Origin of the sequence: Salinispora pacifica DSM 45544, from assembly GCF_000378845.1 — a bacterium.
Taxonomy (GTDB): Bacteria; Actinomycetota; Actinomycetes; order Mycobacteriales; family Micromonosporaceae; genus Micromonospora; species Micromonospora pacifica.
In genome coordinates, this window is the sequence record NZ_KB905359.1 from 4,850,416 (window position 1) to 4,864,768 (window position 14,353).

The 14,353-nt window shown below is 71.3% G+C and carries 16 protein-coding genes; 12 read left to right on the forward strand and 4 right to left on the reverse strand.

Annotation, left to right across the window (positions count from 1 at the left end; all coding sequences use genetic code 11):
* Positions 1–48: 48 nt before the first annotated feature.
* The 12 genes from sufD to SALPAC3_RS0122320 all read left to right on the forward strand — a co-directional run bounded on the left by sufD (position 49) and on the right by SALPAC3_RS0122320 (position 11,249).
* The gene (gene sufD / locus SALPAC3_RS0122265; RefSeq protein ID WP_018223383.1) at positions 49–1,245 is read left to right on the forward strand and encodes a Fe-S cluster assembly protein SufD; all 1,197 of its coding nucleotides are present in this window, start codon (positions 49–51) and stop codon (positions 1,243–1,245) included.
* Positions 1,245–1,589, forward strand: coding sequence for a non-heme iron oxygenase ferredoxin subunit (locus SALPAC3_RS0122270; RefSeq protein ID WP_018223384.1), 345 nt, complete (start codon positions 1,245–1,247; stop codon positions 1,587–1,589). Before sufD ends, SALPAC3_RS0122270 begins: the two co-directional genes overlap by 1 nt.
* Positions 1,589–2,362, forward strand: coding sequence for a Fe-S cluster assembly ATPase SufC (gene sufC / locus SALPAC3_RS0122275; protein ID WP_018223385.1), 774 nt, complete (start codon positions 1,589–1,591; stop codon positions 2,360–2,362). The genes SALPAC3_RS0122270 and sufC overlap by 1 nt, the downstream gene beginning before the upstream one ends.
* Before the next feature lie 25 nt (positions 2,363–2,387).
* Complete coding sequence (locus tag SALPAC3_RS0122280; protein WP_018223386.1) at positions 2,388–3,692, forward strand: cysteine desulfurase; 1,305 nt, start codon at positions 2,388–2,390, stop codon at positions 3,690–3,692.
* Positions 3,692–4,168, forward strand: a complete 477-nt coding sequence (sufU, locus tag SALPAC3_RS0122285; protein ID WP_018216245.1) for a Fe-S cluster assembly sulfur transfer protein SufU — start codon at positions 3,692–3,694, stop codon at positions 4,166–4,168. Before SALPAC3_RS0122280 ends, sufU begins: the two co-directional genes overlap by 1 nt.
* Positions 4,165–4,575, forward strand: coding sequence for a metal-sulfur cluster assembly factor (locus SALPAC3_RS0122290; RefSeq protein WP_018216244.1), 411 nt, complete (start codon positions 4,165–4,167; stop codon positions 4,573–4,575). The genes sufU and SALPAC3_RS0122290 overlap by 4 nt, the downstream gene beginning before the upstream one ends.
* A gap of 156 nt (positions 4,576–4,731) precedes the next feature.
* On the forward strand, positions 4,732–5,430 hold the full coding sequence (locus SALPAC3_RS0122295; protein ID WP_026185817.1) for a LysE family transporter: 699 nt from the start codon (positions 4,732–4,734) through the stop codon (positions 5,428–5,430).
* A gap of 41 nt (positions 5,431–5,471) precedes the next feature.
* Entirely contained in the window at positions 5,472–6,152 is a 681-nt protein-coding gene (locus SALPAC3_RS0122300) for an acVLRF1 family peptidyl-tRNA hydrolase (protein ID WP_269744926.1), read from the forward strand.
* Positions 6,153–6,367: 215 nt separating this feature from the next.
* On the forward strand, positions 6,368–7,972 hold the full coding sequence (locus tag SALPAC3_RS0122305; RefSeq protein ID WP_018223389.1) for an ABC-F family ATP-binding cassette domain-containing protein: 1,605 nt from the start codon (positions 6,368–6,370) through the stop codon (positions 7,970–7,972).
* Between the two features lie 145 nt (positions 7,973–8,117).
* Positions 8,118–8,345 carry a helix-turn-helix domain-containing protein gene (locus SALPAC3_RS0122310; RefSeq protein WP_007462679.1) on the forward strand — a complete coding sequence of 76 codons (228 nt, stop codon included), beginning with the start codon at positions 8,118–8,120 and terminating at the stop codon, positions 8,343–8,345.
* 46 nt (positions 8,346–8,391) lie between these two features.
* Positions 8,392–9,159 (forward strand): enoyl-CoA hydratase/isomerase family protein, encoded by a 768-nt coding sequence (locus SALPAC3_RS0122315; RefSeq protein WP_018223390.1) that lies wholly within the window; start codon positions 8,392–8,394, stop codon positions 9,157–9,159.
* A gap of 113 nt (positions 9,160–9,272) precedes the next feature.
* Positions 9,273–11,249, forward strand: a complete 1,977-nt coding sequence (locus SALPAC3_RS0122320; RefSeq protein ID WP_018223391.1) for an ABC transporter ATP-binding protein — start codon at positions 9,273–9,275, stop codon at positions 11,247–11,249.
* Positions 11,250–11,294: 45 nt separating this feature from the next.
* Here SALPAC3_RS0122320 and SALPAC3_RS0122325 read toward each other — a convergent pair whose 3' ends face one another.
* The 4 genes from SALPAC3_RS0122325 to SALPAC3_RS0122340 are packed head-to-tail and all read right to left on the reverse strand — an operon-like array spanning position 11,295 to position 14,306.
* Positions 11,295–12,056 carry an SDR family oxidoreductase gene (locus SALPAC3_RS0122325; protein ID WP_018223392.1) on the reverse strand — a complete coding sequence of 254 codons (762 nt, stop codon included), beginning with the start codon at positions 12,054–12,056 and terminating at the stop codon, positions 11,295–11,297.
* A gap of 41 nt (positions 12,057–12,097) precedes the next feature.
* Positions 12,098–12,604 (reverse strand): SCO6045 C-terminal-like domain-containing protein, encoded by a 507-nt coding sequence (locus SALPAC3_RS0122330; RefSeq protein WP_018223393.1) that lies wholly within the window; start codon positions 12,602–12,604, stop codon positions 12,098–12,100.
* Complete coding sequence (locus SALPAC3_RS0122335) at positions 12,601–13,419, reverse strand: MbnB/TglH/ChrH family RiPP precursor modification enzyme (protein WP_026185818.1); 819 nt, start codon at positions 13,417–13,419, stop codon at positions 12,601–12,603. Before SALPAC3_RS0122335 ends, SALPAC3_RS0122330 begins: the two co-directional genes overlap by 4 nt.
* The gene (locus tag SALPAC3_RS0122340; RefSeq protein ID WP_018223395.1) at positions 13,416–14,306 is read right to left on the reverse strand and encodes a TIGR04222 domain-containing membrane protein; all 891 of its coding nucleotides are present in this window, start codon (positions 14,304–14,306) and stop codon (positions 13,416–13,418) included. Before SALPAC3_RS0122340 ends, SALPAC3_RS0122335 begins: the two co-directional genes overlap by 4 nt.
* Positions 14,307–14,353: the final 47 nt, after the last annotated feature.

The window sequence follows — 14,353 nt, forward strand, 5'->3', positions numbered from 1 at the left end:
CGTCCCCTGTTACTGACACCGTCGTCGCAGAACAGAACCAAGGAAGAGATGACTACCCAGGCTTCCGCGCCGCCCAGCACCAAGTCGCAGGCGCTGCGCTCATACGATGTCACCGACTTCTCGGCCCTCACCGGGCTGGAGGAGGAGTGGCGCTTCACCCCACTCAACCGACTCCGGGGCCTGACCGGCGAGGTGCCGGCCAGCGCGGGCGCGGTCCGGCACGAGTACGGCGACCTGCCCGCGGGCGTCACCGTCGAGCCGATCGCGAAGGACGATCCGCGGATCGGCAGCGTACTCGTCCCGGTGGACCGGATCAGCGCGCTGGCGTACCGCGGTGCGGCGCAGGCGCAGCTGGTGCGGGTCGCCGATGAGGCCGTGCTGGCCGAGCCGGTGACCCTGCGGGTGGTCGGCGCGGGCGCCGACGAGCTCGCCTTCGGGCACACCTTCGTCGAGGTGGGCCGGTTCGCCGAGGCGACGCTGGTGCTCGAGCACGTCGGTTCGGCGACGCTCGCCGACAACGTCGAGGTCTCGGTCGCCGACGGCGCGAAGCTGACCCTGGTCACCGTCGCCGACTGGGCCGAGGACGCGGTGCAGGCGCAACACCTGAAGGTGCGGCTGGGGCGCGCCGCCCGGGTTCTGCACGTCCAGGTCAGCCTCGGCGGCGACCTGGTCCGGCAGTACACCACCGTGGAGTACACCGAGCGGGGCGGCGAGGCCGAGCTGTACGGTGTCTACTTCGCCGACGAGGGGCAGCACCTGGAGCACCGGCAACTGGTGGACCACTCGGTCCCGGACTGCCGCAGCCACGTGGGCTACCGCGGTGCCCTACAGGGCGAGAGCGCCCGTACCGTCTGGGTCGGCGACGTGCTGATCCGGGCCGAGGCGACCGGCACCGACACCTACGAGATCAACCGGAACCTGCTGCTCACCGAGGGCGCGCGGGCGGACTCCGTACCCAATCTGGAGATCGAGACCGGGGAGATCGCCGGTGCCGGCCACGCGAGCGCGACCGGCCGTTTCGACGACGAGCAGTTGTTCTACCTGATGGCCCGGGGCATCCCGGAGGCCGAGGCGCGGCGGCTCGTGGTCCGCGGCTTCTTCGCCGAGCTGCTGAACAAGATTCCGGTCGAGTCCCTGCGGGAGCGGCTCGGCGCGGCGATCGAGGCCCGGCTGGCCGGCGGGGGGAGCGAGTTCGCCGACCCCACGCACGCGAGCGGGGACGTCGCCGCGAAGGCCGGCGCGTGATGATCCGCATCTGCTCCGCCGAGGACGTGCCGAAGGGCAGCGTGGTCAGCGCGGACATTGACGGTGTGAAGGTCGCGATCGTGCACGGCGAGGACGGCGCCTTCTACGCCGTCTACGACGAGTGCTCGCACGCCGCGGTGGCCCTCTCCGAGGGAGAGGTCGAGGGCTGCACCCTGGAGTGCTGGCTGCACGGTTCCCGGTTCGACCTGCGCACCGGTGAGCCGACCGGGCTACCCGCCACCGAACCCGTTCCCGTCTATCCCGTCGAGATCCGCGACGGCGACATCTACATCCCAGTGGGCGCCGACGGCCGCCCGATGCCAAGCAATGGAGTGACCCGATAATGAGCACCCTTGAGATCCGTGACCTGCAGGTGTCGGTCAAGCTGCCCGAGGGTGAGCTCAAGCCGATCCTGCACGGTGTCGACCTGACCGTCCGGTCGGGGGAGACGCACGCCATCATGGGCCCGAACGGCTCCGGCAAGTCCACCCTGGCCTACTCGGTCGCCGGGCATCCGAAGTACGAGATCACCGGTGGTTCGGTGACCCTCGACGGCGCGGACGTCCTGGCGATGTCCGTGGACGAGCGGGCCCGCGCCGGCCTCTTCCTGGCCATGCAGTACCCGGTCGAGGTGCCCGGGGTGTCGGTGGCGAACTTCCTGCGCACCGCGAAGACCGCGATCGACGGTGCGGCGCCGAAGCTGCGCACCTGGGCGGGTGAGCTGCGGGGCTCCATGGAGCGCCTGCAGATGGACCCGGCGTTCGCCCAGCGCAACGTCAACGAGGGCTTCTCCGGCGGCGAGAAGAAGCGGCACGAGATCGTGCAGCTGGAGCTGCTCAAGCCGAAGGTGGCGATCCTCGACGAGACCGACTCCGGCCTCGACGTGGACGCGCTCCGCGTCGTCAGCCAGGGCGTCAACCGGGTCCGGGAGACCGGCGACACCGGCCTGCTGCTGATCACCCACTACACCCGGATCCTGCGGTACATCAAGCCGGACCACGTGCACGTCTTCGTCGCCGGCCGGATTGTCGAGGAGGGCGGCCCGGAACTGGCCGACAAGCTCGAGGACGAGGGTTACGAGCGGTACGTCACCGGGGCCGGCTCGGCGCGGGCCTGACGACCTCAAGGAAAGGCCGGTCACGATGACCACCATCGCGATACCACCGGGTATGCCGCAGTACGGCGACGTACCAAGCTACGACGTGGCGGCGGTGCGCGCTGACTTCCCGATCCTGGACCGGAAGGTCAACGGGCACCCGCTGGTCTACCTGGACAGCGCGAACACGTCACACAAGCCACGGCAGGTGCTCGACGCGCTGCGGGAGCACTACGAGTGGCGTAACGCGAACGTGTCGCGCTCGGTGCACACGCTGGGCACCGAGGCGACGGAGGCGTACGAGGGCGCGCGAGCCAAGGTCGCCGCCTTCATCAACGCCCCGAGCCCGGACGAGGTGGTGTTCACCAAGAACTCCACCGAGGCGATCAACATCGTGGCGTACGCCTTCTCGAACGCGTCGCTGCGTCCCGACGCCGACCCGCGGTTCCGGTTGGGCCCGGGAGACGAGGTGGTGATCTCCGAGATGGAGCACCACTCGAACATCGTTCCCTGGCAGTTGCTCTGCGAGCGCACCGGCGCTACCCTGCGCTGGTTCCCGGTCACCGACCATGGTCGGCTGGACGAGTCCGGCTTGACGGACCTGGTCAACGAGCGGACGAAGATCGTCTCGCTGGTGCACATGTCCAACATTCTCGGCACCGTCAACGCGACGTCCCGGATCACGCAGCGGGTCCGGGAGGTCGGTGCACTGCTGCTGCTCGACTGCTCGCAGTCGGTGCCGCACATGCCGATGGACGTGGTCGACTATGACCCGGACTTCATCGTTTTCACCGGGCACAAGATGTGTGCCCCGAGCGGCATCGGAGTGCTCTGGGGCCGCACCGAGCTGCTCGCGGCGATGCCGCCGGTGCTTGGCGGTGGGTCGATGATCGAAACGGTGGCGATGTCGGGGTCGACCTTCGCCCCGCCGCCGACCCGGTTCGAGGCGGGTACCCCGCCGATCGCCGAGGCGGTCGCGCTGGGCGCGGCGGTGGACTACCTCTCCGGGGTCGGCATGCGGGCCATCCAGTGGCACGAGAAGCAACTCACCGCGTACGCCCTGGACGCCCTGGCGACGGTGCCCGGGCTGCGGATCTTCGGGCCGAACGTTCCGGTGGGCCGGGGCGGGACGATCTCGTTCGCGCTGGGTGACATCCACCCGCACGACGTCGGGCAGGTACTCGACTCGCTGGGCGTGCAGGTGCGGGTCGGTCATCACTGTGCCCGCCCGGTCTGCACGCGGTTCGGGGTGCCGGCCACGACCCGGGCCTCGTTCTACCTCTACACCACCACCGAGGAGATCGACGCCCTGGTGGCGGGGCTGGAGCAGGTGCGGAAGGTGTTCGCCTGATGCAGGTTGACCAGCTCTACCAGGAGATCATCCTGGACCACTACAAGCACCCGCACGGCCGGGGGCTGCGCGACGCGGACGACCCGGCGGCATCCGTCGCCGAGGCGCACCACGTCAACCCGACCTGCGGGGACGAGGTCACCGTCCGGGTCGCCACCGACGGCGCGGTGCTGCACGACGTCTCGTACGACGGGTACGGCTGCTCTATCAGCCAGGCCTCGGCGAGTGTGCTGCACGAGCTACTCGCCGGCCGTCCGGCCGCCGAGGCGTTCGCGGTGCACGCGGCGTTCGTGGAGTTGATGTCCGGCCGGGGCGAGGTCACGCCGGACGAGGAGGTACTCGGGGACGGGGTGGCTTTCGCGGGCGTCGCCCGCTACCCCGCCCGGGTGAAGTGCGCGCTGTTGCCGTGGATGGCGTTCAAGGACGCCGCGGCACGCGCCGGTGTGGACACGAGCCCGACGGAGGTTCAGGGATGAGCGAGGACACTGCCACCGAGGCCACGCCGGCCCCTGGTGATGGCGCGACCGGTGCGGCGGCTCCGGAGGGCGTGCCGGCCGGCAAGGCCGCCGTCGCCGATGTCGAGGAGGCGATGAAGGATGTCGTCGACCCCGAGCTGGGCATCAACGTGGTCGACCTGGGCCTGCTGTACGGCGTCCACGTTGACGACGACAACGTCGCCACGCTGGACATGACGCTCACCTCGGCGGCCTGCCCGCTGACCGACGTCATCGAGGACCAGGCGCGGTCGGCCCTGACCACCGGTCCGGGGGGCGGCCTGGTCAACGAGATGCGGATCAACTGGGTGTGGCTTCCGCCGTGGGGCCCAGACAAGATCACCGACGAGGGGCGCGAGCAGCTTCGGGCGCTGGGCTTCAACGTCTGACGCCACGGGCGTCCGTCGGGCAAAACCGGTAGCCGCGGGCCTGGGGACGGCGCAGGATGACGGCATGATCGAGCCGTACCTGTTGCCGTTTCCGGTCCGCGTAGCCGAGGCCGGGTGCCGACAGCAAACTCGGCTGCCCGGCGCCCTCCCGGCCTGTTGCCCACGACCATGACCGGGGTGTTTCTGGCTGGGCTGGTCGCCGGATTCGGGGTGGCCATCCCAGTCGGCGCCATCGCGGTACTCGTCATGGGGCTGGCCGCGCGGACCTCGTTCCGGGTGGGGGCCGCCGCGGCCCTCGGGGTCGCCACGGCCGATGGACTGTATGCGGCCGTCGCTGCCCTTGGCGGGGCGGCCCTGGTCACGGTGCTCACCCCGGTCGCAGGTTCGCTGCGGGTGGTCGCCGCGGTGATCCTGCTCGCCTTGGCGACCCACACCGCGGTGCGGGCCCTACGCTCCGTCCGGTCGGGTTCGGTTGCTGGCCCCGGCTCCGACACCACATCCGGATCTGGCGGACCGGACGCCGGCAGCCGACCGTTCGTGGGCCGCTGGGGCCTGGAGACGCCGCCACGGGCGTTCACCGGGGTGCTGGCGTTGACCCTGTTGAACCCCGCCACCGTCGTCTATTTCGCGGCGCTGGTGCTTGGCCGTCAGGACTCCGCCGCCCCGGCTCTGCCGGCCGCCGGGGCGTTCGTGCTCGGGGCGTTCGTCGCCTCGGCGAGCTGGCAGCTACTGGTCGCCGGGGGCGGCACGATGGTCGGCCGGGTCCTCGCCGGTCCCCGTGGCCGGCTCGGCACGGCTCTGGTGTCCAGCGCCATTATCGCTGCCCTCGCCGTCGTCATGCTTGTGGCGGCCTGACCCGACGAAGGGCAGCCGGACCGCGGGGGTAGGTTCGGGGTGTGCGTAGTAGGCCCGCAGCGGGAGGCGGCCGGTGGGTTGAGGTGGACCCGGGCCGGGTCCCGCGCTGGGTTGCCGGCTTCGCCGGCCGGCACGGTCCGTCGATCTCCACCCCGCAGGAGTACGGGCTGCTGTTGACCGCCCCGGACGGTACGACCGCCGAGGTGCATACCCCGCCCGGCGTACCCGGCACGGCTGACCTGGACGGGTTCCTGGCAGCCGTCTCCCGGCCCCGGCGGATCGGCCTGCTGCTCGCCCGCAAGGGCGCTGTGGCCCTCGGCGTCGCCGAGGGAGCGGAGCTGGTCGTGTCGAAGGTCGACACGCACTACGTCCAGGGCCGGACGGCTGCCGGCGGTTGGTCGCAGCAGCGGTTCGCCCGGCGGCGGGAGAACCAGGCGAAGGCGGCGGTGGCGGACGCGGTCGAGCTGGCTGTGCGCCTGCTGCTGCCGGCGGCTCCGACGCTGGCGGCCCTGGTCTGTGGTGGGGACCGGCGGACGGTGGACGCGGTGCTCGCGGATCGTCGGCTGGCTCCGCTGGTCGGGCTGCGGGCCGAGCGCCTCCTGACCGTGCCGGAGCCGCGCCGCGCCGTGCTGCTCGATGCCATTCCCGCCGCCCGGGCCGTTCACATCCTCGTTCGTGATCCCGAGGTGGGGGCCGCGGGCAACGCCGGATCCGCCACCTGACCGGTTGGTCGGCGCCGGCGACCCCGGCGGGCGGCCCGAGGCCGGTCAGTGATCTTGGCGGCGTTATCCGCAGGACCGGGTGGGGGGTGTCCCGGTACAATTGGCGCGTGCTGCTCTGCGAAGGCTGAACCGCCCCGCACCGACGGTCCTCCGGCCCGCCGGTGCTTTCGCGTGCCCTGAGTCAGCCCTTCCACCCCGAGAGCGAGTCTTCCGACATGATCACTGCCACCGGCCTGGAACTCCGCGCCGGCTCCCGAATCCTGCTCTCCGACACCACGCTGCGGGTGCAGCCGGGGGACCGGATCGGCCTGGTCGGCCGCAACGGCGCCGGCAAGACCACGACGCTGAAGGTGCTGGCCGGAGAGGGGCAGCCGTACGCCGGTCAGCTCGACCGCCGCAGCAACATCGGCTACCTGCCGCAGGATCCGCGTACCGGGGATCTCGACGTCACCGGACGAGATCGGGTCCTCTCCGCCCGCGGCCTCGACCAGCTGATGACCCGGATGGCGGAGCTGGAGGCGAAGCTCGCCGAGGCGCCGGAAGACAGGTTGGTCCGCCGCTACGGCACGCTGGAAGACCAGTTCGCCTCGCTCGGCGGATATGCGGCCGAGGCGGAGGCGGCCCGCATCTGCGCCAACCTCGGGCTCCCCGACCGGGCGCTGGCCCAGACCATCGGCACCCTCTCCGGTGGCCAGCGCCGCCGGATCGAACTGGCGCGGATCCTGTTCCGCGACGCGGGCGAGAACGGCGGCGGCATCCTGCTGCTCGACGAGCCGACCAACCACCTAGACGCCGACTCGATCACCTGGCTGCGCGGGTTCCTCGCCAACCACAAGGGTGGCCTGATCGTGATCTCCCACGACGCCGCTCTGCTGGAGGCGGTGGTCAACAAGGTCTGGTTCCTCGACGCCACCCGTTCGGTGGTGGACGTCTACAACCTGGGGTGGAAGGCGTACCTGGAGGCGCGGGAGACCGACGAGCGGCGTCGCCGCCGGGAGCGGGCCAACGCGGAGAAGAAGGCCGGCGCGCTGATGGCGCAGGCGGACAAGATGCGGGCCAAGGCCACCAAGACCGTCGCCGCCCAGAACATGGCTCGGCGGGCCCAGCGGCTGCTCTCCGGTTTGGAGGAGGTCCGGGTCTCCGACAAGGTGGCGAAGGTGCGCTTCCCCACCCCCGCGGCGTGCGGTCGTACCCCGCTGACCGCGAGTGGACTGTCGAAGTCGTACGGGTCGTTGGAGATCTTCACCGATGTGGATGTCGCGGTCGACCGCGGCTCCCGGGTGGCGATCCTCGGCCTCAACGGCGCCGGCAAGACCACCCTGTTGCGGATCCTCGGTGGCCTGCTGGAACCGGATACCGGCGAGGTGCGGCCCGGGCACGGCCTCCGGCTGGGCTACTACGCCCAGGAGCACGAGACCCTGGACGTCCAGCGGACGATCCTGGAGCACATGCGCAGCGCCGCGCCGGAGCAGAGTGACACCGATCTGCGCCGGATCCTCGGTGCGTTCCTCTTCTCCGGGGAGGACGTGGAGAAGCCCGCTGGAGTGCTCTCCGGTGGGGAGAAGACCCGGCTGGCCCTGGCTACTCTGGTCTGCTCCGGTGCGAACGTGCTGCTGCTGGACGAGCCGACGAACAACCTCGACCCGGTCAGCCGGGAGCAGGTGCTGGACGCCATCGCTCGCTATCCCGGTGCGATCGTGCTGGTCACGCACGACCCGGGCGCGGTGACCGCGCTCAAGCCGGACCGGGCCATCCTGCTGCCCGACGGGGACGAGGACGCCTGGAGTGACGACCTCCTGGAGTTGGTCGAGCTGGCCTGACCGATCGTGGGCCTTGGTATCGGGAAGCCGACATTACATAGCGTGTCGGTTGGCGAATAGTTGATATCTGGCGCATGATCGTTCGAGGCGGTCTAATAGGTGGGACCGTATCCGAACCGCACAGTCTGGGACGTGAGGACACAGTATGGCAGCCACTGGCACAGCCACCAGCACTGAGAAGGGTCGCCGGATCGTCGGGGCCGAGCGTCAGACGCTCGCCAAGGACCTGGTCAAGCGGTACACCTCGGGGGAGAGCATCCGTGCGCTCGCGGCCTCGACCGGCCGTTCCTACGGATTCATCCACCGGGTGCTCACCGAGTCCGGGGTGCAGCTGCGGCAGCGCGGCGGCGCCCGGCGTCGCAAGAAGGCGTGAGCCACCGAGCGGCGTCACCCATCAGCACCGTTCCCCGGGCCGCCCGGTGACTGCCGAGGCGACCGGGGTCCGGCTGGAGTGTGACGGGGCGGTGGCCACGGTCACGCTGGCTCGGCCCGACGTGCTCAACGCGCAGACTCCGGCGATGTGGCAGGCGCTGCGCGACTTCTCCCGGAAGCTCCCCGGTGACGTACGCGTCGTGGTCGTCCGCGGTGCGGGCCGGGCCTTCTCCGCTGGCCTTGACCTTTCCGTGGCGGGTGCTTCTGGGCCGGGTTCCTTCGCCGAGCTGTCCACCCTGCCCGAGCAGGAGTGCGCGGACCGGATCGCCGAGTTCCAGGACGCCTTCACCTGGCTGCACCGCCCTGACCTGGTGTCGGTCGCGGCGGTGCAGGGGCATGCGATCGGCGCGGGCTTTCAGCTGGCGCTCGCCTGCGACCTGCGGGTTCTTGCCGAGGATGTCCGGTTCTCCATGGCCGAGGTGACGCTCGGTCTGGTCCCTGATCTGGCTGGCACCAAGCGCCTGGTCGAGCTCGTGGGCTACTCGCGAGCCCTGGAGCTCTGCGCCACCGGGCGGCGGTTGGATGCCGCCGAGGCGGACCGGATTGGGCTGGCAACTCTGGTCGTGCCGACCGGGGAGCTGGCCGGCGCGGTCAGCGACCTGACGGCGGGGCTGCTCGCCAATGACCGGAACGCGGTCGTGGAGATCAAGGCGTTGCTCGCCGGTGCGTCCGGCCGGACCCCGGCCGAGCAGGAACGGGCTGAACGGGAGGCGCAGACCCGGCGGCTGCGGGAACTCGCCGGCCGGGGAGAGTAGTAAGGGCCGTACGGGAAGATTCGGGTTACTTACCGGGTTGTCACAGGCGTCGGGAGAATCGACCCGGAGGTTGTGGTCGGCCCGATGACCCGGAGGTGAGCGTGTCCAATCCGATGTCCGGCGGCGGCATGGGCGGCTGGAGCATGCTCCGGTCGATGCGTAGCCACGACGAGATCTCGGCGCACCGGCTCCAGCGCGGGGTGGCGCGTCGGATCGTCGGCTTCGCCCAGCCGTACCGGCGGGACATCGTCGTCTTCCTGGCTACCGTCGTGCTGGCCGCGATGATCGGGGTCGCCACCCCGGTGCTCGCCGGCAAGGTGATCGACGCCATCACCCGGGGCGGCACCGAGGCATCCGCCCTGGTCGTTCGGCTGGCGTTGGTGATTGCCGCGCTCGCGGTGGCAGATGCGCTGCTCTCACTCGCCCAACGGTGGTACTCGGCCCGCATCGGTGAGGGCATCATTCTCGACCTGCGGACCCGGGTCTACGACCACGTCCAGCGGATGCCGTTGCAGTTCTTCACCCGGACGCAGACCGGTGCGCTGGTCAGCCGACTCAACAACGACGTGCTCGGAGCCCAGCGGGCGTTCACCTCGACCCTGTCCGGGGTGGTCAGCAACGTCATCCAGCTGGTGCTCACCGCGGCGGTGATGTTCACCCTCTCGTGGCAGATCACCGCGCTGTCGCTGGTGCTGCTGCCGGTGTTCATCATTCCGGCCCGTCGGGTCGGGCGGCGCCTCGCCGAGATCACCCGCGAGTCCTACAACCTCGACGCGAAGATGAACGCGACGATGACCGAGCGCTTCGGCGTCTCCGGAGCACTGCTGGTCAAGCTCTTCGGCCAGCCCGACAACGAGGCACGCCGGTTCGCCGCGCGGGCCGAGCGGGTCCGGGACATCGGCATCCAGTCCGCGATGTACTCGCGGACCTTCTTCGTGGCGATGCTGCTGGTGGCCTCGCTCGCACAGGCGCTCACCTACGGGCTGGGCGGGTGGCTGGCAGTCACCGGCAGCGTCAGTGCCGGCACCGTCGTCACGCTCGCGCTACTACTCACCCGGCTCTACGGCCCACTCACCGCGCTGTCCAACGTACGGGTTGACGTGATGAGTGCGTTGGTCTCGTTCGACCGGGTCTACGAGGTGCTCGACCTACAACCCGCCATCACCGAGAAGGCCGCCGCCGTCACCGTGCCGCGGGGCGACGGACGGGTCGAGTTCCGGTCGGTGCGTTTCCAGTATCCGAGCGCCGCCGAGATCTCGCTGGCGTCTCTGGAGGAGGTCGCCGCCCTCGATCGGACGGCCACCGAGCCGGTGCTCCGGGGGGTGTCGTTCACCGTCCAGCCGGGGCAGATGGTCGCCCTGGTCGGGCCCTCCGGTGCGGGCAAGTCGACCCTGTCCATGCTGATCTCTCGGCTCTACGACGTTACCGACGGTCAGGTACTCGTCGGCGGGGTTGATGTCCGGGACGCCAGCCTGGACTCCCTGCGCGACGAGATCGGTGTCGTCACCCAGGATTCACACCTGTTCCACGAGACCATCGCCGAGAACCTGCGGTACGCCAAGCCGGCGGCCACCGACGACGAACTCTGGGCTGCCCTCGCCGGTGCGCAGGTGGCGGACCTGGTGCGGGCGTTGCCCGACGGCCTGGACACGGTGGTGGGTGAGCGTGGCTATCGCTTCTCCGGCGGGGAGAAGCAACGCATCGCGATCGCCCGGGTTCTGCTCAAGGCACCCTCGATCGTGATCCTCGACGAGGCCACCGCGCATCTGGACTCGGAAAGCGAGGCAGCGGTGCAGCAGGCGCTCTCGGTGGCGTTGACGGGGCGGACCGCGCTGGTCATCGCGCACCGGCTCTCCACGGTGCGAGAGGCCGACCAGATTCTCGTACTCGATCAGGGGCGGATCGTCGAGCAGGGGCGACATGAGGAGCTGGTCGTCCTGGGCGGGCTCTACGCCGAGCTGTACCGGACGCAGTTCGCGGTCGCCGACTCGCCGACGCCGTACCAGGACGCGACCGGGCCGGAACCGGTGACGCTGCCGATGCGCTCCTATGTCGCCGAGGAGGCGCTGCCGCCGGCCGCCGCCAACTAGCCAGCGCTGCCCCCGACCGTGGCCTGCTGTGGGACTGGCCGCCAACTACAGCCCGCGCAGCGCGCCGCCATCCACCGGTAGCGTGATTCCGGTCAGGTAGCTGGCGGCGGGGGAGAGCACGAACGCCGCCACCCGGCCGAACTCCGCCGGCTCACCCAGCCGGCGGAGCGGGATCTCCGCCTCCGCCGTGGCGCGGGCCTGTGCGGGGTCCCCGGCGGCGGCGAAGAGCTGCGCGCTCCGGTCGGTCAGGAGCCGCCCGGGCAGCAGCCCCACCACCCGGACGCCCTGGGGGCCGTACTCGTCGGCCAAATCCTTGGCGACCCCGGCCAGGCCGGGCCGGAGGCCGTTGGAGATGCCCAGGCCGGCCAGCGGCGCCCGGGCCGAGGTGGACAGCACCAGCCCGATCGCCCCGCCAGCGGGCAACGCGGCGGCGACGGTCCGGGCCATTCGGACGGTGCCGAGGAAGATCGTTTCGAAGGAGTTGCGCCACTGCACGTCGGTCACCGTGGCCGCGCTACCCGGCGGTGGGCCGCCGACCGACACCAGCGCGCCATCCAGCCGCCCGAACGCGTCCCGGGCGGCCGCCGTCAGCCGCTCGGGCAGTTCCGGGTCGGCCAGGTCGGCGGTCACACCGACGGCGTACGCGGGGCCACCGAGGCGGTCAGCGGCGGCGGCCACCGCGTCGGCGTCCCGGGCGGCGAGGACGACGCGCGCCCCGTCCGCGACGAGCGCCGCCGCGGTCGCGTAGCCGAGGCCCCGGGAAGCACCGGTGAGTACGTACACGCGGTCAGTCAGGCCGAGATCCATGCCCTGATCCTGCCGTATCCGGTGCCCGCCGGCGGGGTTGGCTAGGGCTTGCGGCGGGCGGGACGCAGGAGGCGCACCCGCCCGGCGAACTGAATCGCGACGGCGCCGCCGACCCGCCCCCAGGACGGCAGCCGGCGTGGCCGGGGCGGGCGACCCGGCTCCGGGCAGTGGTACCCAGCCTGCCGGCAGGCCAACTCGTCCGCCCCCAACGGCGGCAGTTCACCGGCGCCGTGTAGGTAGCGGGCCAGATCCCAACCCTCGCGAGGGGCACCGGCGGGCGGTCGCCCGGCCGCCCAGTGCTGGAACACCTCCAGCCACCGCGGGTGCAGGCCGGTGGCGAGCAGTGGCCAGTACCGGGCCACCTCGCCGGCCCGCTTACGCAGCAGGGCGGTCCGGGCCGCGGCCAGCGCTTCCGGAACGAAACCTGGTGGCGGCGGGGCGCCGGCTACCAGAGCGGCGACGAGGGCGGCCTGCCGGGCGGCCAGCGTGGTCTCCGTCGGGCCGGTGGGCTGCGTCGCCGGTACGTTCGCCGGGCTGGTGGGGTTCATGTGATCACCGGCAGACCACCGACGGCGGCGAGCGCGTCCAACTCGGCGCGGAGGGCAGCGGCCGGGGGGTAGTTTCCGTCCCGCTCCAGCAGCAGGGCCGGCGGTCTGTGACGAGCGCACAGCTCACCCACCAGGTCGAGTACCGGCCGGGACACTGGGCTGGTGTGGGTGTCGTGGTAGTAACCGTCCTGTTCGGCCCCGCCGGCCACGTGCGCGTACGCGACCCGTTCCAGCGGCAGCCGGTCCAGCAGGTCGAGCGGGTCGGCGCCGCGGTTGCGGGCGTTGGCGTAGACGTTGGCGATGTCGAGCAGCAGGTGGGCGCCGGTGCGGTCCAGGATCTCGGTGAGGAACGCCGCCTCGTCCAGTTCGTCGTCGGGCCAGTCGAAGAGCGCGGCGATCGGCTCCAGCGCGATCGGCACCGGCAGTTCGGCCTGGGCGCGGGCGACGTTGGCGCAGACCGCCGTCACCGCCTCCCTGCTGCGCGGTAGGGGCAGCAGGTGACCAGCCTCCAACCCGCCGGCCCGGACGAAGGCGATGTGCTCGCTCACCAGCGCCGCGTCGGTCAGCTCAGCCACCGCGACCAGGTGAGCTACCCGGGCCGAATCGACCGGTTCGGCGCTGCCGAGGGAGAGCCGCACCCCGTGCGGCACGACGGCCACGCCGCGTTCCCGCAGCGCGGTGAGCTCAGCCGGCAGCGGACCGGCGGCCGGCACCGATTCGGCGATCACCTCGACGAAAGGTAGCCCGGGGAGTCCGGCGACGAAGCCAGCGATCTCGGGCCGCCATCCGATGCCCACTCCGACCGGACCGGTCATCCGCCGCACCCACCACCACCGCCGCCGCCGCCACCGCCATCACCGCTACCTGCTCCGGCGGTCCCGCCCCCGCCGGCTGCCGTCCCACCAGGCAGGAACTGTTGCTGGATCTGCGCCTGCTCGGCGAAGCCGGGATCCATGGCCCACAGGGCGGCCGTGCCGAAGAGGGCGACGCCCATCGCCGCCCCGGCGGCGCCATAGGTGGCAGGGGCCGGATTGTGGTGGGGTGCCAGGTGCGTGTGCCGGTGGCGTAGCCGGCGTAGAACTCGGTCGGCGTTGCGGGTGCGCCATGGACGCTGGAAGAGCAGAACTATCACGGCCAGCAGCGCGACCTGGATCAGGAACAGCCAGCCGATGGGACGTTCGTTCGCCAGACCGGCCCCGAGCCGCAGCATGCCGACTGCGAACAGGCCGGTGGGTAGCAGTGCCGTGTCGCGCAGGGCAGCCCGCTGCTCGGCGGAGATCGCCAAGCCGTGTCGCGTCAGGTCGGCGCGGAGCTGGTGGACGGCGTGTCGCACCCCTCGGTCTCGGCTGAGTTCCTGGGCGCGTAGGCCCCGGCTGGCGGCGAGGTGGATGGCCTGGTCCAACGACGTGCTGCCGATGGACAGCGAGTCGCTGGCGGTCAACCGTCGATCCGGGCCCACGTTGATCGCACCAGCGCTGCGGAGCCCCGCGAGAGCTGTCCAGACCGCCAGCTGCGTACCACCGTGGAGGTAGGCGACCTGCTGGGGGCCGAGCAGGTTCGCGTCGTACGCCGAACCGTTCAGGACCTCGTTTCGACGTCGGAGTGCGATGGCGACGAGAACGGCGGCGGTCACCAGGTACAGCCCGAGGAAGACCGGGCCGGGAATGCCCCAGGTGTTGCTGGGGGCGGCGAGGAGGACCATCGGACACTCCTGTCGTGGGGGATGAAACCCATTGTGGGTCACCGTTG